Below are 21,683 nucleotides of genomic sequence, written 5' to 3'. Positions count from 1 at the left end.
GGCGACCTCACAGGGCGGCGGCGGCCGGTGCGGCGGCCACCGGGGCGGCGGGAACCTGGGCGGGCGTGGGCACGGCGGCCGGCAGCAGGGCGTCGGCGAAGAACGAGGCCAGCTCGGCCTTCGCGGTCAGCGGCAGCACGGCGGCCACGTACTGGTCGGGGCGCACCACCACGACGACGCCGCCGCGGTCGATGCCGCGCGCGGCGAACACGTCGTCGCGCGGGTCGGTCGCGTAGACCTTCTCGTAGTCGACGAGCTCGAACGGTCCGGTGCGGGGCAGGAACACGGCCGGGACGTCGGCGACGTTGTTCATCGCCGTGTGGTCCTGCTGGTAGACGACCTTGACGTCGAGGACGGAGCCGAGCTCGGCGTCCGCGGGGGTGTGCACCAGCAGCGGGGACGCCGGGTCGGTCGCGAGCCAGTGCGCCCAGTCGGTCAGCGCCGACGGCGATCCGGCCGCGGGGGAGTCCGCGAACGCGTACACGCGCCAGCGCCCGTCGGCGCGGTGGTGGTGGCCCAGGTGCACCGGGTTGCCGTCGCACACGCGCTCGACCGCGGGGGACTTGAACCGCTTGCCGACTGGGAACCCGGGCGCCAGGTGCTGGTGCTCGGTGCCGCCGACGATCGCGGACTTCGTGTACTGCGTCATGAAGCCGAACGCGAACTCCGCGGACCTGACGTAGTAGCTCGACAGGTAGTCGGGGTCGGGCAGGTCCTCCGACTTGGTCGCCATGAGCGTGGACCACTCGCGGTCGAAGTCGATGAGGTTCTGCGCGACGACCTGCCGCTCGGCCGAGTACGTGGCCAGCAGCGACTCGGGCGCGCGCCCGGTGAGGACGTGCCCGAGCTTCCAGGCGATGTTCCAGCCGTCCTGCATCGACACGTTCATGCCCTGCCCGGCCTTGGCGGAGTGGGTGTGGCAGGCGTCGCCCGTGATGAACACGTGCGGGGCGCGCGTGCCCACCTGGTCGAGCGGGACGTCGTCGAACCGGTCGGTGACGCGGTGGCCGACCTCGTAGACGCTGTGCCAGGGCACGTCCTTCACGTCGAGCGTGTAGGGGTGGATGATCGCGTTCGCGCGGGCGATGATCTCTTCGAGCGGCGTGCGGCGGATCGCCCCGTCGTCGTCGTCGGGCACCATGCCGAGGTCGACGTACCAGCGCACCAGGAACCCCCCCTCGCGGGGGATGAGCAGGATGTTGCCGCCGTCGTGCGAGCGGATCGCGCACTTGGTGCGCACGTCGGGGAAGTCGGTGACGGCGAGCACGTCGAGCACGCCCCACGCGTGGTTGGACTTGTCGCCGACGGGCGTGCAGCCGAGCGCCTCGCGCACCGCGGAGTGCGCGCCGTCGCAGCCGACGACGTACCGGGCGCGCACCGTGCGCTCGGTCCCCTCCTGCGGGCCGACGGTGCCGCGCAGCGTGACCGTCACCGGGTGCGACTCGCCCGGACCGCCGACGGCGAGGTCGGCCAGCTCCCAGCCGTAGTCGGGCTGGATGCGGGCCGGGCCGTTCGCCGCCGCCTCGAGGAAGTAGTCGAGCACCCGGGCCTGGTTGACGACGAGGTGCGGGAACTCGCTGATCCCGTGGTCGTCGTCGAGCGGCCGGGCTTTGCGCACGATGGTCTCGGGGTGGGTCGCGTCGGGCTCCCAGAACGCCATCTCCGTGATGTGGTACGCCTCGGCGATGATGCGCTCGGAGAACCCGAACGCGTGGAACGTCTCGACGCTGCGGGCCTGGACGCCGTCGGCCTGGCCGAGCACGAGCCGGCCGCCGCGGCGCTCGACGATCCGGGTGGTGATCCCGGGGTACTGCGCGAGCTGGGCAGCGGCGATGACGCCTGCGGGGCCCGAGCCGACGATGAGCACGTCGACCTCTGCGGGGATCTCGTCGGGCCGGTCGAGGCCGGTGCCCGCGGCGGGCTGGACCTGTGGGTCGGCACTGACGTATCCGTGGTGATGGAACTGCATCGGACCACTCCTTAGTGTGACGTCGACGTGGTGGGGTCGATCACGGTCAGCGCGGCGCGTCCTGGAGGGCGGCCTCGAGCCGCTGCGCGCCGGGGATGTCGGTCGCGCTCGCGTCGAGCGGGCGGCCGGTGCGGTCCTTGATGAGGAACGTCGCCGTCAGGGCGATGACCGACAAGATCGCGAGGTACGTCGAGACGGAGGCCGACGTCTTGAAGGTCGCCTGGAGCCACGTGGCGATCAGCGGCGAGAACGCGCCGCCCAGGATCGCGCCGAAGGCGTAGGCCAGCGCTGCACCCGAGTAGCGCACCTTGGCGGGGAACATCTCGGTGAACAGCGCCGCCTGCGGGCCGTAGGTGAGCCCGAGCCCGACGGCGAGCACCGACATCGACAGGCCGATGAGCGTGGGGTTGGTGGTGTCGATGATCCAGAACAGCGGGAACGCCCACAGCAGCATCCACACGAAGCCGACCTTGTAGACGGTCGTGCGCCCGACCTTGTCGGACCAGGCGGCGCCCACCATGGTCGTCACGCCCCAGACCGCGGCCGCGATGGTGACCGCACCGAGGATCGACGCGCGGTTCACGCCGAGGTCGTTCGTCGAGTACGACAGGATGTAGCCGCCGGTGATCATGTAGCCGTTGCCGTTGTTGGCGGTGAACGTGAGTGCGCCGAGCAGGATGGCCGGCCAGCAGTAGCGCATCACCTCGAGGACGGGCATCTTGACCTGCTCCTGCTCGGCGGCCTCGTTGAGCTCCTTGAAGACGGGCGACTCGCTCACGCCCAGCCGGATCACCAGGCCGACGGCGACCAGCGCGATCGACATCAGGAACGGGACGCGCCAGCCCCAGGACAGGAACTGCTCGTCGGTCGTGGTCGCGGTGACGATGGCGAGGACGCCGGTCGCGACGAGCATGCCGATCGGGACGCCGATCTGCGGGAAGCCGCCGAACAGGCCCCGCTTCCGCGCGGGCGCGTGCTCGACGGCCATGAGGGCGGCGCCGCCCCACTCGCCGCCCGCCGAGAAGCCCTGCACGATGCGCAGCAGGACGAGGAGGACGGGCGCGGCGACGCCGATCTGCGCGTGCGTGGGGACCAGGCCGATGAGCGCCGTGCTCAGGCCCATGAGCAGGAGGGTGCCGACGAGCATCGCCTTGCGTCCCACGCGGTCGCCGAGGTGGCCGGAGACGATCGCGCCGAGCGGGCGGAACAGGAAGCTCACGCCGACCGTCGCGAACGAGAGGATGCGCCCGGCGACCTCGCTGCCCGACGCGGTGAACGGGTCGAAGTAGAGCGGCGCGAGGACGAGCGCGGCAGCGTTCGCGTAGATGAAGAAGTCGTACCACTCGATCGATGTGCCCACGAGTGTCGCGAGCGCGACCCGTCGGTCCTCCTTGCGCTTGGTGCTGAGCACCGTCGTGCTTCCTTCGAGCGCCATGGTCGTGACTCCTTCGTCATCAGGTGGAACTCGGTGAACGGGTGAGCGGATCTGGCCTGCGGCTGCTCCGGTGCAGCGACCCTTGCGATCGTCCAAGCCGAAGATATACGATCTCGCATACGAAGCGCCAGAGGCGTAGGCGAAGACGCCGGACGACGAGCGAGGGAGCTCATGGCTGACGAAGCACGAACGGTCGCGAAGGCCCCGGTTCCCGTGGATCCGGCGCCCGGCAAGGTCATCGCAGTCCACCTCGCGTACGCCTCGCGTGCCGCCCAGCGGGGGCGCACCCCCGCCGCACCGTCCTACTTCCTCAAGCCCGCCAGCTCGCTCGCCGGCTCGGGCGACGTCGTCGAACGGCCCGCCGGGACCGAGCTGCTCGCCTTCGAGGGCGAGGTCGCGCTCGTGATCGGCACCCCCGCCCGCCACGTGCCGCCCGAGACGGCATGGGACCACGTCGTCGCCGTCACCGCGGCCAACGACCTCGGCGTCTACGACCTGCGCTGGGCCGACAAGGGATCGAACGTGCGCTCCAAGGGGCGCGACGGCTACACCCCGCTCGGGCCCGGCCTCATCGACGCGCGCAGCGTGGCCCCCGACGCGCTGCGCGTGCGCACCTGGGTCAACGGCACCCTCGTGCAGCAGGACACGACCGGCCGGCACGCGCTGCTGTTCGACTTCCCCCAGATCGTCGCCGACCTCTCGCAGCACCTCACGCTCGAGACCGGCGACGTGATCCTCACCGGCACCCCCGCCGGCTCGTCGGTCATCGGCCCGGGCGACGTCGTCGAGGTCGAGGTCGACGCGCCCGGCGTCGTCGACCCCGCCACCGGGCAGGCGCCGACGTCGGGCCGGCTGGTGACCACCGTCGTCCAGGGCGACGTCCCCTTCACCGAGGTCGGCTCCGGGCCCCGGGTCGACGACGTGCAGCGCGCCGAGGCGTGGGGGAGCCGAGAGGCGGCCGGGCTGGCCCCCGAGCCGGCTCCCTTCGTGCTCGACGCCGAGCTCGCCGCCAAGCTGCGCGAGGCGCCCGTCGCGGGACTCAGCGCCCAGCTGCGCAAGCGCGGCCTGAACGGCGTCGTCATCGAGGGCGTGCGCCCCGCCACGCCCGGCACCACGCTCCTGGGCCGCGCCAAGACGCTGCGGTTCCTGCCCCACCGGGAAGACCTCTTCGCCACGCACGGCGGCGGCTACAACGCCCAGAAGCGTGCGTTCGACACCGTCGGCGAGGGCGAGGTGATCGTGATCGAGGCGCGGGGCGAACGCGGCTCGGCGACCCTCGGCGACGTGCTCGCGCTGCGCGCCCGCGTGCGCGGCGCGGCCGGCGTCGTCACCGACGGCGGTGTGCGCGACTCGGTGGCCGTCGCCGCCACGGGCCTGCCCGTGTTCTCCGCCGGGCCGCACCCGGCCGTGCTCGGCCGGCGGCACGTGCCCTGGGAGGCCGACGTCGCCGTCGCGTGCGGCGGCGCGACGGTCCTGCCCGGCGACGTCATCGTGGGCGACGACGACGGCGTCGTCGTCATCCCGCCGCACCTCGCGGCCGAGGTGGCCGACGCGGCGCTCCGGCAGGAGGAGGAGGACGCCTGGGTTGCCGAGCAGGTCGCCGCGGGCCACTCCGTCGACGGGCTGTTCCCGCCGAACCCGACCTGGCGTGCGGCCTACGAAGCAGCGCGCCGTGCGCGCCAGTCCTGACCGCAACCGACCCGACCCCCCCGGGAGAGACGATGACCGACACGCACACCGCACCGGCGGCCCGCCGCCTGCCGGCCGACCTGCCGCAGCGGATCCAGCACTACATCGGCGGCACGCTGGTCGACTCGGTCGACGGCGCGACGTTCGACGTGCTCGACCCGCTGACCAACGAGACGTACGTGCACGCCGCTGCCGGGAAGAAGGCCGACGTCGACGCCGCCGTCGTCGCAGCGACCGAGGCGTTCGAGAACGGACCGTGGCCGCGGCTGCTGCCGCGCGAGCGGTCGCGCGTGCTGCACAAGGTCGCCGACATCGTCGAGTCGCGAGACGCCCGCCTGGCCGAGCTCGAGACGTTCGACACGGGCCTGCCGATCACGCAGGCGCTGGGACAGGCGCGCCGCGCCGCGGAGAACTTCCGGTTCTTCGCCGACCTGATCGTCGCCCAGGCCGACGACACGTTCAAGGTCCCGGGACGCCAGGTCAACTACGTCAACCGCAAGCCGATCGGCGTCGCCGGGCTCATCACGCCCTGGAACACGCCCTTCATGCTCGAGTCCTGGAAGCTCGGCCCCGCGCTGGCCACGGGCAACACGGTGGTGCTCAAGCCCGCCGAGTTCACGCCGCTGTCGGCGTCGCTGTGGGCGGGCATCTTCGAGGAGGCCGGCCTGCCCGAAGGTGTGTTCAACCTCGTCAACGGGCTGGGCGAGGACGCCGGGGACGCCCTGGTCAAGCACCCCGACGTGCCGCTCATCTCGTTCACGGGCGAGTCGCGCACCGGCCAGCTCATCTTCGCCAACGCCGCGCCCTACCTCAAGGGGCTGTCGATGGAGCTGGGCGGCAAGTCGGCGGCCGTCGTGTTCGCCGACGCCGACCTCGACGCCGCGATCGACGCGACGATCTTCGGCGTGTTCTCCCTCAACGGGGAGCGCTGCACCGCCGGCTCGCGGATCCTGGTCGAGCGGTCCGTGTACGACGAGTTCGTGGAGCGCTACGCGGCCCAGGCCCGGCGCGTCGTCGTCGGCGACCCGGCCGACCCCGCGACCGAGGTGGGCGCGCTCGTCCACCCCGAGCACTACGCGAAGGTCATGAGCTACGTCGAGATCGGCAAGCACGAGGGCCGGCTCGTCGCGGGCGGCGGGCGCCCCGAGGGCTTCCCGCACGGCAACTACGTGTCGCCGACGGTCTTCGCCGACGTCAAGCCCGACGCGCGGATCTTCCAGGAGGAGATCTTCGGCCCCGTCGTCGCGATCACGCCGTTCGACACCGACGCCGAGGCGCTCGCGCTGACCAACGGCACCCGGTACGGCCTGGCCGCGTACGTCTGGACCAACGACCTCAAGCGCGCCCACAACTTCGCGCAGTCGATCGAGGCCGGGATGGTCTGGCTCAACTCCAACAACGTGCGCGACCTGCGGACGCCCTTCGGCGGCGTCAAGGCCTCCGGGCTCGGTCACGAGGGCGGCTACCGCTCGATCGACTTCTACACCGACCAGCAAGCAGTGCACATCACGCTCGGCAAGGTTCACAACCCGACGTTCGGCAAAGGAGCTTGAACCATGACCACGCCCATCCCTACGCCCGTGTCCGGCCCGCCGGACATCCTGCGCTGCGCCTCGATGGAGCTCGTCGTCACCGACCTCGAGGCCTCGCGCCGCTTCTACGTGGAGGTGCTCAACCTCGTCGTCACCGAGGAGGACGAGAACACGATCTACCTGCGCAGCCTCGAGGAGTTCATCCACCACAACCTCGTGCTGCGCAAGGGCCCGGTGGCCGCCGTCGCCGCGTTCTCCTTCCGCGTGCGCAGCCCGCAGGAGCTCGACAACGCCGTCGCCTTCTACACCGAGCTGGGCTGCCGCGTCGAGCGCCGCAAGGACGGGTTCGTCAAGGGCCTGGGCGACTCGGTCCGCGTGACCGACCCGCTCGGCTTCCCCTACGAGTTCTTCTACGACGTCGAGCACGTCGAGCGGCTCACCTGGCGCTACGAGCTGCACACGCCCGGAGCGCTCGTGCGGCTCGACCACTTCAACCAGGTCACGCCCGACGTGCCGCGCGCCGTCGGCTACATGGAGAGCCTCGGCTTCCGCATCACCGAGGACATCCAGGACGACGAGGGCACCACCTACGCCGCCTGGATGCGCCGCAAGCCCACCGTGCACGACACCGCCATGACCGGCGGCGACGGCCCGCGCATGCACCACGTCGCGTTCGCCACGCACGAGAAGCACAACATCCTCGCGATCTGCGACAAGCTGGGCGCGCTGCGCATGTCGGACCGCATCGAGCGCGGGCCGGGCCGCCACGGCGTCTCCAACGCGTTCTACCTCTACCTGCGCGACCCCGACGGGCACCGCGTCGAGATCTACACGCAGGACTACTACACGGGCGACCCCGACAACCCGAAGGTCACCTGGGACGTGCACGACAACCAGCGCCGCGACTGGTGGGGCAACCCCGTCGTGCCCTCGTGGTACACCGACGCGTCGCTCGTGCTCGACCTGGACGGCAACCCGCAGCCCGTCGCCGCGCGCACCGAGAGCAGCGAGATGGCCGTGACGATCGGCGCCGACGGGTTCTCCTACACCCGCCAGGGCGAGGCGCAGCCCGAGTACAAGCTGGGCCACCAGCTGTGACCGGAGGGTTCCGTGCTTGACGAGGCCACGCGCATCGCCATCGCCGACGAGCTCGCGCGGGCGGAGGCCGAGCGCACCACGGTGCCGCTGCTGACCCGGCGCTACCCGCAGATGACCGTCGAGGACTCCTACGCCGTCCAGGCCACCTGGCGGCACCGGGGGATCGAGGCCGGGAGACGGCCGGTGGGCCGCAAGATCGGCCTCACCTCGAAGGTCATGCAGGCGGCCACCGGGATCTCCGAGCCGGACTACGGCGCGATCTTCGCCGACATGGTGTTCGAGAACGGCTCGGTCATCGAGCACGCGCGGTTCTCGAACGTCCGCATCGAGGTCGAGCTCGCGTTCGTCCTGCGCGACGGGCTCGAAGGGCCCGACGTGACGGTCTTCGACGTGCTGCGCGCGACCGAGTACGTCGTGCCCGCGCTGGAGATCCTGTCCTCGCGCATCGAGCTGGCCGGGCGCACCATCGTCGACACCATCAGCGACAACGCCGCCATGGGCGGCATGGTGTACGGCGGCAACCCGGTCGCGATCGGCGAGAGGGACCTGCGCTGGGTCTCGGCCCTGCTGTACCGCAACGAGGTCATCGAGGAGTCGGGCGTCGCCGCCGCCGTGCTCAACCACCCGGCGACGGGCGTGGCATGGCTGGCGAACAAGCTCGCGCAGCACTCCGACGTGCTGCGACCCGGCGAGATCGTGCTCGCCGGGTCGTTCACCCGGCCCATGTGGGTCGAGCCGGGGGACACCGTGCTGGCCGACTACCGAGAGCTGGGGACCGTCTCGTGCCGCTTCGTCTGACACTGCCGCCGACGCTGCGCGAGCGTCTCGCCGCCACCGACCGCCCCCTCGCGGGCATGTGGGTCTGCTCGGGCAGCCCGGTCGTGGCGGAGATCTGCGCCGGCTCGGGCGTCGACTGGGTCCTCGTCGACGCCGAGCACTCGCCGGTGGGCCTGGAGACGACGACGTCGCTCCTCCAGGCGATGTCCCCGTACCCGGCCACGGCCGTGGTGCGGGTGCCGTCGGCAGACCCGGTGACCATCAAGCAGTACCTCGACCTGGGGGCGCAGACGCTCGTGGTCCCCATGGTCGACACGCCCGAGCAGGCCGAGGCGGCCGTCCGGGCGGCGCACTACCCGCCCCGCGGCATCCGCGGGGTGGGCAGCGCCCTCGCGCGCGGCGCGCGCTGGAGCCGCGTCGAGGACTACCTGGCGAACGCCGCCTCGCACGTGGCGGTCGTCGTCCAGATCGAGTCGGAGACCGGGGTGGCGAACGCGGGCGCGATCGCCGCCGTCGACGGCGTGGACGGCGTGTTCGTCGGCCCGTCCGACCTGGCCGCGTCGATGGGGCTGCTCGGGCAGCAGACCCACCCCGACGTCGTCGCCGCCGTGCTGGCGACCTTCGAGGCCGTGCGCGCGGCGGGGACGCCCGTGGGCGTCAACGCGTTCGACCCGGTCGCCGCGCGCGCCTACCTCGACGCGGGCGCGACGTTCGTGCTCGTGGGGGCCGACGTCGCGCTGCTCGCGCGCGGGAGCGAGGCGCTCGCCGACACCTGGGTGGCGGGGCGCGCCTGACGCTCCGCAGGGTCCCGGATCGCGCGCCGGCGCGTGGCCCGGGGCCTCGGGACGCCCGACCTCAGGAGGCTGCGACGCCGCGGCGTGTCGCGAGGTACTGCGCCATCGTGCGCAGCTTGTGGTCGCGCACGGCGCTCTCGACCTCGTTCGCCGGTGCGTCCGCCTCGATGAGGTCGAGGATGCGCGTGTGCTCGCAGACCGACTCCTGGGTGCGGGCGGGGATCGCCGCGAAGCTCGAACGGCGGATGAGCGACATGCGCTGCCACTCGCGCTCGAGCACCGACATGAGGTGCGCGTTGGGGCATGCGGCGCACAGCGTGCGGTGGAACTGCTCGTTGAGCTCGGTGAAGCGCACGGGGTCGAACCCGTGCGCCAGCAGCTGCAGCATCTCGCGGTTGAGCTCGCGTGCCCGCAGGCGGTGCTCGCGCGTCAGGTGCGGGCTTGCCAGGCTTGTCGCGGCGCCCTCGAGGTAGGCGAGGGTCTGCATGGCGTCGACGTACTCGTGGACGTCGATGCCGCGCACCTCCGCGCCGACGTTGCGGGTGAAGGTCACCAGGCCTTCGGCCTCGAGCCGGCGCACGGCTTCGCGGACCGGGACGGGCGAGACGTCGAGCTCGCGTGCCAGCTTGTCGAGCACGAGGCGGAAGCCGCCGACGTAGGTGCCGTCGGCGATGCGTCCGCGCAGCGTCTGGTAGACGCGCTCGGACTTGGAGAGCGTGGAGCGGGCTGCCGTGTCCACCTGTCCTCCTCGATGCCTGCGCGGGCCGTCGTACGACGGATCGACCCGATCGTATACGTTGCTTGCGGCGCAGGGGCGCCGGGCGCCGCGACATCGCCGCTGTCCGGTCGGTGGACGACGTTCTGTGCGCGCCGTGGGGTGCTCGGCGCGTGAAGAGGTCGTGGAGCCGCCCAGTAACCTACGCCACCGTAGGTTACGGTGGCGTAGTGAAGACTTCACCGGCGCCGCAGCGCCCGATGGACACCCCGGCAACCGTCGAGGTTCCCGACGAGCCGCTGACCTCCGCGCTGGACCGGGCGGCGGCGCGCCACGGCGATCGCGTCGCGCTCGACTTTCTCGGTGCGACCACCACGTACGGCGAGCTCGACCAGCACGTCGACCGCGCCGCGAGCGCCCTCGCGAGCCTCGGCGTCCGGCCGGGCGACCGGGTCGCGATCTCGCTGCCCAACTGCCCCAGCCACGTCGTCGCCTTCTGGGCCGTGCTGCGGCTGGGCGCCGTCGTCGTCGAGCTCAACCCCACGCTCGGCGCGCAGCAGGCGGCACACCTCGTCGGCGACTGCGGAGCCCGGGTGGTGATCGCCTGGTCCGCGGCGGCGGCCGCGCTGTCCGGTGCGCTCGACGCGACGGACGCCTCCGTCGTCCCGGTCGACCTCACCCACGACCTGCCCGCGGCCAAGCGATGGGCGCTGCGCCTGCCCGTGCCCGCGCTGCGCCGTCGGCGCCGCGCGCTGCGGGGCACACCGCCGACCACGACGCCGTGGCACCGCCTGCTGCGCGACGCCGGCACCGGCGTCCCGGCCGTGGACGCGGCGCCCGACGACCTCGCGCTGCTCATCTACACCGGCGGCACGACAGGCGAGCCCAAGGCCGTGATGCTCAGCCACCGCAACCTCGTCGCCAACTGCGTGCAGGGGCAGGCGTGGACCGGCCAGAGCGCCGCCCAGAGCGAGGTCGTCTACGGCGTGCTGCCGTTCTTCCACGCGTTCGGCATGATGCTGTGCCTCGCCTACGCCACGCGGATCGCGGCCACGGTGGTGCTGCTGCCCAAGTTCGACGTCGGTGCGGTCCTCGCCGCCCAGAAGCGCCGGCCCGGCACGTTCCTGCCGGCCGTCCCGCCGATGCTCGCGCGCCTGACGGCGGCCGCGCAGGAGCGCGGCGTCGACCTGACGAGCTTCCGCATCGCGATCTCCGGGTCGATGGCCCTGCCGCTCGAGACGGCGCGCGCATGGGAGGCCGCGACGGGCGGCCTCGTGATCGAGGGCTACGGCATGACCGAGACCTCGCCGGTCGCGCTCGGCAGCCCGCTCGACGCCCGCCGCCGCCCCGGTGCGCTCGGGGTGCCGTTCCCCTCCACGCGCATGCGCGTCGTGGACCCGGACGACCCGGAGCGCGAGGTGGGGCCCGGCGAGCGCGGAGAGCTTCAGGTCGCCGGCCCGCAGGTGTTCGCCGGCTACTGGCAGCGCCCCCAGGAGACGGCGGCCGTGCTGCTGCCCGGCGGCTGGCTGCGCACCGGCGATGTCGTCGTGGTCGACGACGACGGGTTCGTCACGCTCGTGGACCGGTCCAAGGAGGTCATCGTCACCGGCGGGTACAAGGTCTACCCGTCGCAGGTCGAGGACCGGCTGCGGGACATGCCGCAGATCGAGGAGGTCGCCGTCGTCGGGATGCCGGGCGGAGACCTCGGCGAGCGGGTCGTGGCGGCCGTGGTGCTGGCCCGCGACGTCGCCTCGCTCGACCTGGCGACCGTGCGCGAGTGGGTGGGCGACACCCTGGCGCGCTACGCCGTGCCGCGCTCGGTCGTCGTCATGACCGAGCTGCCGCGCTCGGCGATCGGCAAGGTGCTGCGCCGCGCGGTGCGCGAGAGCCTGCTCGCGGGCCCGGCAGTCTGACGTCGCGGGCACGTCCCGGCCCGCGGCGACGTGCCCTGTCCCCGGTGCTGCGCGCGACGGCAACCGCCGGCGCGCGCGATGCGCCTGCCGGCTCAGTCGGCGAAGGACTCGGGTGCGCCCTCGAACTCCCAGTGCCATGGTTCGGGCTTGGAGCCGTTCTCCCGGGCCCAGCCTGGCAGGTGCCACCCGAACGACGGCGCGTTCTCGCGCATCCACCGATGGGTGGCCGTGCCGAAGCGGTTGACGCCCGAGCCGAGGTCGACGGCGACGCCCCAACCGTGGTTGGAGGTGCCCGGTGTCGCGGCGAGGCGGCCACGAAGGGCGCGGGCGCGGACCTGCCCGTCGAACGAGCGGTAGGAGTCGGTGATGTGCAGGTCGTGGCCGAAACGGGCCCGGAAGGCGGTGTTGAGGCGTTCGAGCTGCGCGGCGGCGTCGGGCCGCAGGCGATGACCGCGCGCCCACGAGAGCTCGGCGAGCACGCGGGCCGGCAGTCGCCCGTTCGCGTGACCGGCCGTGACGCCCGCGTACGCGCGCAGGCGTTCGCTGTCGGCGCGGCCCTCGGCGATCTGCTGGGCGAGGATCGCGTCGGGCGTCAGCGGCGCGGGCTCGACGGCGACCGCCGCGGGCTCGATGCTGCTCAGGAGGCCGGAGAGGTGGGCCGTGGCCCGCTCGATGGCGAACGTGAGGGTGGCAGGGGAGTCTGCGTCGGGTGCCGCCGACTCGTCCTCGACGACGTCGATCGCGGTGGCGGCCGAGAGGAGGGTCGCGCCGTCGGAATCGGCGGCCAGCCCGGCCTGGTGGTCGGCGGCGGACTGCAGCGCGGCCCTGACGGCGTCGGCGAGGTCGGGGTCGGCGGGCGCCGGAGCCTCGCCGACGTGTGCCCGCTGGACCAGCTCGCGCAGCACCGCGGACGCCGCCAGGACCTCCTCGCGCTGTGCCGGCGTGGCACGCGCCTCGGTGACGACGACCTCCGCGGCGCGCTCGAGCGCGCTTGTCGCCGCGTCGACCGGGTGGACGTCGGGCTGCGCATGGCCGTCGACGACGAGCGGGGTGCGGTCTCCTGCGCGACCGGCGCCGGCCGAGCGGTCGGCGGGCGGCACCGGCGTGGCGGCGTGCTCCGCTGCGGCAGCCTCGCTGCGGGGTGGGACGTGGGCGGGGTCGGCTGCGACGGTCGCGACGAGGAACGCGGACGCCATCATGGCGAGGCCACCCGTCGGGGTCAGCAGGTGCAGCGAGGGTCGGCGGCGCACGGGTCCGCGCTCGGCGGTGCGGCGCTCGGCTCGCGTGGTGGGTGCTGCGGAAATCTGGTGCGCTGCCCGGGCGCGGGTGCCGGACGGCGCCGCGTGGGATGCCGTCTCGTCCGCCGCCGTCGCGTGGTCGGCAGCGGGTGCGACGGGCCGGTGCAGCGAGGCGCGCGTCGGGTACTGCTTCGGCATGGCCAGAGCCTCGGGTCGACGACGGGACCCGACGACACTAGGTGCGCGTCGCAGGGCGCGGAGCGCCTTGTCGCTCCGCGGGCTCACGATGCGTCCTCGTGTGCGCCACGAACGGTGGTGGTGTCCGTCACGGCGGTGCCGGGCGGGGCCCGACGCGTCATGCCTTGGGCCCGCCCGGCGAGACGGAGAGCCGCGGATGCGTTCAGATGTGGACACGACGTACACATTCGACGGACTTGTCGTTAACGTCGGGTTGTCGCGGTGGCACAACGTGGTGACGCCGTAGGCCAGCTCCCTCGCGCACGCGGGCCCTCGTGGCCCGTGTGCGCGAGCTGCGGCGAGACGGCGACCTGCGAGCCTACGACCTACCGGCCGTCGGCGACCGGCGGGATCAGCAGCGGCATCACGACCTCGTCGAGGATCGCGTCGATCGTCTCCTCGGCGACCGGCCTCAGCGTCATGAGCAGCTCGGCGCGGAACAGGTCGAAGGCGAGCGCCCGCACGCGCGGGGTCAGGCGGGCGGGGTCGAGCTCGCCCCGTGCGACGGCGTTCGCGTAGAGCGCGTCGGTGCGGGGCGCCCGGCCGTCGAGCAGCAGCTCGCGCAGGTCGCCCGGCCCGGTGCCGGTCTCGGCGAAGTACCCGCCCAGGCGTGTGGCGGCGATGACGGCCACGCTGATGCGGGCGCCGTTGGCCCACAGCAGGTGCGCGCGCAGGTCCCCGCGCAGCGTGCCCGTGTCGACGGGGTGGTAGGGCACACCGCGTGCGCCGTGCAGCACGGCGGCCTGGGCGAGCTCGGGCCTGGTCGGCCAGCGCCGGTAGACGACGGCGCGGCTCGTCGACGCGCGCGCGGCCACTCCCTCGTAGGTGAGCCCGTCGTACCCGTGCTCGACGATCTCCTGCCAGGCGGCGTCGAGCAGGGCGGACTCCAGCGCGGGGCCGCGCCGGCGGCGCCGGACCGGTTGCTCGTCCTTTCCAAGAGACACGGTGTACCTTTCAGTCGAGCCGGAATAAGATCCGGGTTGTATCCAAAGGATCGCACAGGAGCCACAGCATGACGACAACACCCGCGGAGGCGCGCCCGTCCCGCACCGGGATGGACCCCGAGGTGACCCGCACCGCCTGGACCGTCCTCGTCGGCGGCCTCGCCGTCCTCTTCGACACCACCATCGTCGCCGTCGCGATCCGCACGCTCGCCACGGACCTGCACGTCGGGCTCACCACGATCCAGTGGGTGAGCACGGCCTACCTGCTCGCGCTCGGCGTCGCGGTGCCGCTGGTCGGCTGGGCGCAGCGCGTCCTGGGCGCCAAACGGCTGTGGATGACGGCGCTGGCGATCTTCCTGCTCGGGTCGGTGCTGTGCTCGCTGGCATGGTCCGCGGCCAGCCTCATCGCGTTCCGGGTCGTGCAGGGACTCGGCGGCGGCATCCTCATGCCGCTCATGATGACGATCATCATGCAAGCGGCCCGCGGCCAGAACCTCGGCCGGATGGCCGTCATCATCGGCCTGCCGGTCGCGCTCGGACCCATCATCGGCCCGGTCATCGGCGGGCTCATCCTGCAGAACCTGCACTGGTCGTGGCTGTTCTGGGTCAACGTGCCCTTCTGCGTCGCGGGCCTGGTGCTCGCCCGGCGCTTCCTCGCCCCCGACGGCCCCGTCCAGCGGGTGCGCCTGGACGTCGTCGGCCTCGCGCTGCTCGCTCCCGGCCTGGTGGGCGTGCTGTACGGCCTGAGCAACGTCTCGCGCGACGGCGGGTTCACGCGGACCGACGTCTGGGCGCCCGCCGCCGCGGGGCTGGTCCTCGTCGCCGCGTTCTGCCTGTGGGCGGTGCCGCGCGGGCGCGCGGCCCTGGTCAACGTGCGGCTGCTCGCGCACCGGCCGCTCGCGACGTCGTCGGTGCTCATGGGGCTGTCGGGGTTCGGCCTGTTCGGGGCGATGTTCCTGCTGCCGCTGTACTTCCAGGGGGTGCGCGGCCACGACGTCCTGGGCGCGGGGCTGCTGCTCGTGCCGCAGGGCGTCGGGGCGCTCGCGAGCCGGGTCGCGCTCGGCCGCGTCATCGACAAGGTCGGGCCGCGCTGGATCACTCTGACCTCGTTCGCCATGGTCGCCCTGGCGACCGTGCCGTTCGCCCTGGCGGGCGCCGCGACGAGCCAGGCGTGGCTCATGGTCGTGCTGTTCTTCCGGGGGCTCGGGCTGGGGTCCGCGATCATCCCGCTCATGGCGCACGCGTTCGCGGGGCTCGCGCACGACGACGTCCCCGACGCGTCGATCGTCAGCCGCCTCATCCAGCAGCTCGGCGGATCGTTCGGCACGGCCGTGCTGGCGACGGTCCTCGCGAGCGCGACGGCGGGCGCCGGGACGGTCGCCGACATGGCGGACGGGTTCGACCAGGCGTTCTGGGTGGCGGTCGCGTTCACGATGCTCGCCGTGGCGCTCTCGTTCCTGCTGCCGGCCGAGCCCCCCGGCAGGCAGCAGACAGCGGCACAGGGCGCTCGGGCGCCCGAGGGTGCGGCCGCGAACGGGTAGCCTGAGCGCCCATGCCCACCGTGCACGACGCCGCCCCGCGTGCGCGCGCCCTCGCGCGCGTGAGCGTGGTGGGCGACGGCCGCATGGGCCGCGCGCTCGCCGAAGCCCTGCGCGGGGCGGGCGTCGCGGTCACCGGGCCGCTCGGGCGGGGCGCGGACGCGGCCGGTGCGCGCGTCGTCCTGCTGGCCGTCCCCGACGCCGCGATCGCCGACGCCGCCTCCTGCGTCGCCGTGGGCGCGTTCGTCGGGCACCTGTCGGGGGCCACCACGCTCGCCCCGCTCACGGGCCACCGCGCCTTCAGCCTCCACCCGCTCACGACCGTCACGGCGGCGGGCGCGCGCTTCGACGGCGTGCCGGCGGCCGTCGCCGGCTCCGACGACGACGCGCTGGGCGTCGCCCTGGACCTGGCCGCCGTGCTGGGCCTGCGCCCGTTCGAGGTCGCCGACGCCGACCGCGTCGCCTACCACGCCGCAGCCGCCGTCGCCTCGAACTTCCTGGTCACGCTCGAAGGGCTCGCCGAGCGCCTCGCCGCGACGGCCGGCGTCGGACGCCAGGCGCTCGTGCCGCTGGTGCGTGCGAGCGTCGAGAACTGGGCGCGGCTCGGGGCGCGGGACGCGCTCACGGGCCCCGTCGCGCGCGGTGACGACGACGTCGTCGCCGCCCACCGCGCGGCGGTCGCCGAACGCGCGCCCGACGCGCTCGAGCTGTTCGACGCGCTCGTCGCCGCCACCCGAGACCTGGGAGACACCGCATGAGGACCGTCCGCACCGTCGCCGCCCTGCGCGAGGCGCTCGCGCCGCACCGCGCGGCGGGGCAGCGCATCGGGCTCGTGCCCACCATGGGCGCGCTCCACGAGGGCCACCTGTCGCTGGTGCGCGCCGCGCGCGCGGACAGCGACGTCGTCGTGGTCTCCGTCTTCGTCAACCCCACGCAGTTCGACGACCCCAACGACCTCGCGGCCTATCCGCGCACCGAGGCGGCCGACGTCGCCCTGGCCGCCGCCGCGGGAGCCGACCTCGTGTTCGCGCCCGAGCCCGCCGAGCTGTACCCGCGCGGGTACGCGACGACGGTCGCGGTCACCGGCCCGCTCGCCGAGAGCCTGGAGGGCGCGCAGCGCGGGCGCGCCCACTTCGACGGCGTCGCGACCGTCGTCACCAAGCTGCTGCTCGCGGTCGCGCCCGACGCCGCGTGGTTCGGCGCGAAGGACGCCCAGCAGGTCGTCGTCGTGCGACGCGTCGTCGCCGACCTCGGCATCCCCGTGCGGATCGAGGTCGGGCCGACGGTCCGCGACGCCGACGGACTGGCCATGTCGAGCCGCAACGTGCGCCTCGGCCCGGCCGACCGCACCCGCGCGCTCGCCCTCTCGCGCGCCCTGCGAGCCGTGCAGGACGCGCTCGGGGGCGGAGCGGACGTCCCTGCGGCGCGCGACGCCGGCCTGACCGAGCTCGCGACCGAGGGCATCGATCCCGAGTACCTCGCCCTGGTCGACCCCGACACGCTCGAGCCCGCCGAGCCGGGCCGTCCCGTCCTCGTGCTCGTCGCCGCGCGCGTCGGGCCCGTCCGCCTCATCGACACTGTGACCGTCACCCCCGACGCCCCCGGAGCCCTCTGATGCAGCGCACCATGCTGAAGTCGAAGATCCACCGTGCCACCCTCACCGGAAGCGACCTGCACTACGTCGGGTCGATCACGATCGACGCCGACCTGCTCGACGCGGCCGACATCCTGGAGCACGAGCAGGTGCACGTCGTCGACGTCGACAACGGCTCACGCTTCGAGACGTACACGATCGCGGGGGAGCGCGGCAGCGGCACGGTCCAGGTCAACGGCGCCGCGGCGCGCCTGGTCCACACGGGCGACACCGTCATCGTCATCTCCTACGCGCAGTACGACGCCGCCGAGCTCGCGTCCTACCGGCCCACCGTGGTGCACGTCGAGCGCGGCACGAACCGTGCCCTGCGCGTCGACGACGCCGTCGCCGAGCTGCTCGACGGGCCGCGCCCGTGAGCGCCCGGCCGGGCGACACGCCCCGCGCACGCGTCACGGTGCCCAGCCTGGCGGCCCGGGTCGCCGCGGGGGACAAGCTCGTCATGGTCACCGCGTACGACTACCCGTCGGCGCGTGCCGCCGAGCGGGCCGGCGTCGACCTGGTGCTCGTCGGCGACTCGGGGCGCAGGTGGTGCTGGGATACCCCTCCACGGTCCCGGTCGGCGTCGAGGAGATGCTCGTGCTCGCCCAGGCCGTGCGCCGAGGACTCACGGCTCCGCTCCTCGTGGCCGACCTGCCGTTCGGGTCCTACGAGGTCAGCGACGAGCAGGCCGTCACCACCGCCGTCCGGTTCGTCAAGGAGGCAGGTGCAGACGCGGTCAAGCTCGAAGGCGGAGGCCGGGTGCCGGCCTCGCGCATCCGCGCGATCACCGACGCCGGCATCCCCGTCATGGGTCACGTCGGCCTCACGCCGCAGACGGCCACGGCACTCGGCGGGTTCGCGGCCCAGGGCCGCACGGCGGCCGCGGCCGCGCGCGTGCTGCGCGAGGCGCTCGCGGTCGAGGAGGCGGGAGCGTTCTCGCTGGTGCTGGAGGCGATCCCGTCCGACCTCGCGCGCGAGATCACGCCACGCCTGACGATCCCGGCGATCGGCATCGGCGCCGGGCCCGCCGTCGACGGGCAGGTGCTGGTCATGCACGACCTGCTGGGGCTGACCGAGGGACGTGCCGCCAAGTTCGTCAAGCGGTACGCGTCGCTGCTGGACGCGATGGCCGATGGCGTCGCCGCCTACGCGCGGGACGTCCGCACGGGCGTCTATCCCGGGCCGGAGCACGGCTACGCGATGCCCGACGGCGTGCTCGACGCGGTGCGCGAAGGGCTTGCGCGGCGGCAGGACGAAGACGGCACCGGCCGGAGCGTGCGGCCGGCATGAGCGAGCGGTGCGGCGCCGGCCAGAGGCCGACGCCGCACCGGTGTGCTCAGGACCGCTGCTGCGCCGTCTCCGGGTGCAGCCTGCGGTCGATCGCCTTGACGAGCTCCATCACCAGGAAGATGACGACGGCGAGGCCGATGCAGATGAGCCACTCACGCATCCCGATCCCGGTGACGCGGAAGAGCGTCTGCATGAACGGGGTGTAGAGGAAGAACACGTGCAGCGCCACGAGCGCGGCCACCGCCCACAGCACGGCCTTGTTGCCCTTGAGCACGTCGACCGTCAGCGACGAGCGGTGCATGAACCGGCAGTTGAACAGGTACGCGACCTGCCCGAGCGCGAGCATGGTCAGGCCGGCCGACTGCGCGAGCGTGCCGTTGCGGTGCCCGCCGATCCCGAAGAACCCGTAGAACTCGGCCGCGAAGACCAGCAGCGAGGCGCCGCCGATGAGCACGGACACGAACAGGATGCGCCGCAGGAAGTCGGGCGTGATGAGCGGCGTCTTCGGGTTGCGCGGGGGCCGCCGCATGACGCCCGGCTCGGCCGGCTCGGTGGCCAGCGGCAGCGCGAGCGTCACGGAGGTCACCATGTTGATCCACAGCACCTGCACGGGCAGCAGCGGCATGACCGTCCACCCAAGCAGCACCGCGAACAGCAGGCCGAGCGACTGCGCACCGTTGGTGGGCAGCATGAACAGCACGGCCTTGCGGATGTTGTCGTAGATGCGCCGGCCCTCGGCCACCGCGCGCTCGATGGTGGCGAAGTTGTCGTCCGCCAGCACGATGTCGGCGGCCTCCTTGGTCGCCTCGGTGCCCTTGATGCCCATGGCCACGCCGACGTCGGCCTGCGTGAGCGCGGGGGCGTCGTTGACGCCGTCACCGGTCATCGCGACGACCTCGCCGTGCTTCTGCAGCGCGCGCACGATGCGGATCTTGTGCTCGGGGCTGGTGCGTGCGTAGACGTGGACGGACTGCACAACCTCGGCGAGGTCCATGTCGGACATCGCCTGGAGCTCGGCCCCGGTGAGCGTGGGTGCGTCGGGGGAGTCGATGATGCCCATCTCCAGGGCGATGGCCTTGGCGGTGTCGGCGTGGTCGCCGGTGATCATCGCGACCGCGATGCCTGCCTCGCGGGCCTCGGCGATGGCCGCGATGGCCTCGGGGCGCGGCGGGTCGACGATGCCGGTGATGCCGACCATCGTCAGCCCGCGCGGGCCGTCCTCGGGCAGCTCGCCCAGCGTGTCGGGCACCTCCTGGCGTGCGGCGGCGAGCACGCGCAGGCCCTGGCCGGCCAGGGCCGCCATCTCGGCGTCCCAGAAGCCGGCGTCGAAGGGTTCGGGGGTCCCGTCGGGGCCGAGCTGCGTGGTGCAGCGGGCGCGCACCGAGTCGAGCGCGCCCTTGACCAGCACGTGCCGCGCCCCGGCGGGGTCCTGCGCCAGCGTCGCCATGTACTTGGTCGCGGAGTCGAACGGCAGCTCGGCGACGCGCTCCCAGCCGTCGCCGGTGACGCCGGCCTTGCGCCCGAGGACGAGCACGGCGCCCTCGGTCGGTTCCCCGATGAGCTTCCACCGCTCGCCGTCCTGCTCGAGGTGGGCGTCGTTGCACAGCGCCATCACCTCGGCCACCGCGGTGAGGTCGGCGGTCGCCGCCTGGGCGCCGTCCTGGGTGACGACACGGCCGACGGGCGCGTACCCGGTGCCCTCGACGTCGTACTGGCCGCTGCGCGTCGAGACGTGGCGCACGGTCATCTCGTTCTGCGTGAGCGTGCCGGTCTTGTCCGAGCAGATGGTCGAGACCGAGCCGAGCGTCTCGACCGACGCCATCTTGCGGCTGATGGCGTTGCGGCGGGCCATGGCCTGCACGCCCAGCGCGAGGGTGATGGTGACGAGCGCGGGCAGGCCCTCGGGGATGGCGGCGACGGCGAAGCCGATGGTCGCCGAGACGAGGTCGGGCCCGGAGATGTCGCGCACGAGGCCGATGACGACCATGACGGCCGCCATGCCGAGGATGAGGACGGCGAGGCGCTTGCCGAACACGGCCATGGTCTTGGCCAGCGGCGTGTCCATCTCGTCGGCCTCGGAGATCATGGTCTGGATGCGGCCGATCTCCGTGGTCGAGCCGGTCGAGGTGACGACGGCGGTACCGGTCCCGGCGACCACGAGCGTCGAGGAGAACAGCATCGAGGTGCGGTCGCCGACGTTCGCCTTCTCGGCGACGACGTCGACCGTCTTGACCGACGCGACGGACTCGCCGGTCAGCGCCGCCTCCTCGACCTGGAGGTTGGAGGCGTCCAGCAGGCGTGCGTCGGCCGGGACGCGGTCGCCGGGACGCACCTTGATGACGTCGCCCGGGACGAGCGTCTCGGCGTCGACGTCGCTGACCGTGCCGTCACGCATCACGTGGGCGCGCGAGGAGAGCATGCCCTTGATGGCGTCGAGCGCCTTCTCGGCGCGGCCCTCCTGGATCATGCCGATGGCGACGTTGATGATCGCGACCGCCGCGATGACGGACACGTCGATCCAGTTGGACGCGTCGCCCGTGTAGATCGCGATCGCGGCCTTGATGAGTGCCGCGATGAGCAGCAGGAAGATCAGGACGTCGTTGAGATGTCCGGCGAGCTTCTTCCACCACGGGTCGCGTGGTTGTAGAGGAAGGCGGTTGGGCCCCGTGCTCGCCAGGCGAGCCTCGGCCTCCGTCGTGGTCAGTCCTTCCAGACGTGCGTCGAGTCCATCGAGGACATCGTTTGCCGTCTGGGCCCATGGAGCGGCCATGCGCATCCCTCCCGTTGATCCGACGTGTTCCCCGCGCCCATCCTGCCGTCGACCGGGGGCAAGGGCATGTGCGAGGCCGGACCACATGCACGACGGGGCGCGATGCGATCG

The 21,683-nt window shown here is 73.1% G+C and carries 16 protein-coding genes and 1 pseudogene; 11 read left to right on the top strand and 6 right to left on the bottom strand.

The genetic code is table 11. The annotated features are described in order from the left end of the window. Nucleotides 1-7: 7 nt before the first annotated feature. Both ET495_RS05320 and ET495_RS05315 read right to left on the bottom strand, forming a co-directional pair. A complete protein-coding gene (locus ET495_RS05320) occupies nucleotides 8-1,969 on the bottom strand; it encodes an FAD-dependent monooxygenase (RefSeq protein ID WP_129203227.1) in 1,962 nt (653 codons plus the stop codon). A 46-nt stretch (nucleotides 1,970-2,015) separates the two neighbouring features. Next, nucleotides 2,016-3,404 (bottom strand): MFS transporter, encoded by a 1,389-nt coding sequence (locus tag ET495_RS05315; protein WP_129203226.1) that lies wholly within the window; start codon nucleotides 3,402-3,404, stop codon nucleotides 2,016-2,018. Between the two features lie 171 nt (nucleotides 3,405-3,575). Between ET495_RS05315 and ET495_RS05310 the strand changes: the two genes are divergently transcribed. From ET495_RS05310 to ET495_RS05290, 5 genes are read left to right on the top strand one after another with little or no spacing between them, the layout of a single operon-like run. Next, the gene (locus tag ET495_RS05310) at nucleotides 3,576-5,093 is read left to right on the top strand and encodes a fumarylacetoacetate hydrolase family protein (protein WP_129203224.1); all 1,518 of its coding nucleotides are present in this window, start codon (nucleotides 3,576-3,578) and stop codon (nucleotides 5,091-5,093) included. Between the two features lie 32 nt (nucleotides 5,094-5,125). Then, a complete protein-coding gene (gene hpaE / locus ET495_RS05305) occupies nucleotides 5,126-6,646 on the top strand; it encodes a 5-carboxymethyl-2-hydroxymuconate semialdehyde dehydrogenase (protein ID WP_129203222.1) in 1,521 nt (506 codons plus the stop codon). Nucleotides 6,647-6,649: 3 nt separating this feature from the next. Further along, nucleotides 6,650-7,723: a 3,4-dihydroxyphenylacetate 2,3-dioxygenase gene (gene hpaD / locus ET495_RS05300; RefSeq protein ID WP_129203220.1), complete on the top strand. Its 1,074-nt coding sequence runs from the start codon at nucleotides 6,650-6,652 to the stop codon at nucleotides 7,721-7,723. Between the two features lie 12 nt (nucleotides 7,724-7,735). Further along, complete coding sequence (locus tag ET495_RS05295; protein ID WP_129203218.1) at nucleotides 7,736-8,521, top strand: fumarylacetoacetate hydrolase family protein; 786 nt, start codon at nucleotides 7,736-7,738, stop codon at nucleotides 8,519-8,521. Next, nucleotides 8,506-9,294, top strand: a complete 789-nt coding sequence (locus tag ET495_RS05290) for an HpcH/HpaI aldolase family protein (RefSeq protein ID WP_211340917.1) — start codon at nucleotides 8,506-8,508, stop codon at nucleotides 9,292-9,294. The genes ET495_RS05295 and ET495_RS05290 overlap by 16 nt, the downstream gene beginning before the upstream one ends. 61 nt (nucleotides 9,295-9,355) lie before the next feature. Here ET495_RS05290 and ET495_RS05285 read toward each other — a convergent pair whose 3' ends face one another. Further along, entirely contained in the window at nucleotides 9,356-10,033 is a 678-nt protein-coding gene (locus ET495_RS05285; RefSeq protein WP_129203216.1) for a GntR family transcriptional regulator, read from the bottom strand. A 236-nt stretch (nucleotides 10,034-10,269) separates the two neighbouring features. Between ET495_RS05285 and ET495_RS05280 the strand changes: the two genes are divergently transcribed. Next, complete coding sequence (locus ET495_RS05280; RefSeq protein ID WP_129205896.1) at nucleotides 10,270-11,922, top strand: AMP-binding protein; 1,653 nt, start codon at nucleotides 10,270-10,272, stop codon at nucleotides 11,920-11,922. A gap of 92 nt (nucleotides 11,923-12,014) precedes the next feature. On the opposite strand, the gene ET495_RS05275 is transcribed toward ET495_RS05280, so the two are convergent. Both ET495_RS05275 and ET495_RS05270 read right to left on the bottom strand, forming a co-directional pair. Next, nucleotides 12,015-13,358, bottom strand: coding sequence for a M15 family metallopeptidase (locus tag ET495_RS05275; protein WP_245993324.1), 1,344 nt, complete (start codon nucleotides 13,356-13,358; stop codon nucleotides 12,015-12,017). Between the two features lie 365 nt (nucleotides 13,359-13,723). Next, nucleotides 13,724-14,341, bottom strand: a complete 618-nt coding sequence (locus tag ET495_RS05270) for a TetR/AcrR family transcriptional regulator (RefSeq protein ID WP_129203214.1) — start codon at nucleotides 14,339-14,341, stop codon at nucleotides 13,724-13,726. A 68-nt stretch (nucleotides 14,342-14,409) separates the two neighbouring features. Here ET495_RS05270 and ET495_RS05265 point away from each other — a divergent pair, with 68 nt between their 5' ends. From ET495_RS05265 to panB, 5 genes and pseudogenes are all read left to right on the top strand, one after another. Next, nucleotides 14,410-15,882, top strand: coding sequence for an MDR family MFS transporter (locus tag ET495_RS05265; protein ID WP_129203212.1), 1,473 nt, complete (start codon nucleotides 14,410-14,412; stop codon nucleotides 15,880-15,882). 11 nt (nucleotides 15,883-15,893) lie between these two features. Next, nucleotides 15,894-16,637, top strand: coding sequence for a DUF2520 domain-containing protein (locus tag ET495_RS05260; protein ID WP_129203210.1), 744 nt, complete (start codon nucleotides 15,894-15,896; stop codon nucleotides 16,635-16,637). Then, nucleotides 16,634-17,494 (top strand): pantoate--beta-alanine ligase, encoded by an 861-nt coding sequence (gene panC / locus ET495_RS05255; RefSeq protein ID WP_129203208.1) that lies wholly within the window; start codon nucleotides 16,634-16,636, stop codon nucleotides 17,492-17,494. Before ET495_RS05260 ends, panC begins: the two co-directional genes overlap by 4 nt. Next, complete coding sequence (panD, locus tag ET495_RS05250; protein WP_129203206.1) at nucleotides 17,494-17,889, top strand: aspartate 1-decarboxylase; 396 nt, start codon at nucleotides 17,494-17,496, stop codon at nucleotides 17,887-17,889. Before panC ends, panD begins: the two co-directional genes overlap by 1 nt. Before the next feature lie 83 nt (nucleotides 17,890-17,972). Next, nucleotides 17,973-18,802 (top strand): annotated as a pseudogene (gene panB, locus ET495_RS05245) (3-methyl-2-oxobutanoate hydroxymethyltransferase). A gap of 46 nt (nucleotides 18,803-18,848) precedes the next feature. Here panB and ET495_RS05240 read toward each other — a convergent pair. After that, nucleotides 18,849-21,572 carry a cation-translocating P-type ATPase gene (locus ET495_RS05240; RefSeq protein ID WP_129203204.1) on the bottom strand — a complete coding sequence of 908 codons (2,724 nt, stop codon included), beginning with the start codon at nucleotides 21,570-21,572 and terminating at the stop codon, nucleotides 18,849-18,851. Between the last annotated feature and the right edge of the window lie 111 nt (nucleotides 21,573-21,683).

Source organism: Xylanimonas allomyrinae (assembly GCF_004135345.1).
Lineage (GTDB): Bacteria > Actinomycetota > Actinomycetes > Actinomycetales > Cellulomonadaceae > Xylanimonas > Xylanimonas allomyrinae.
This window is presented reverse-complemented; position numbering and strand designations above follow the sequence as displayed.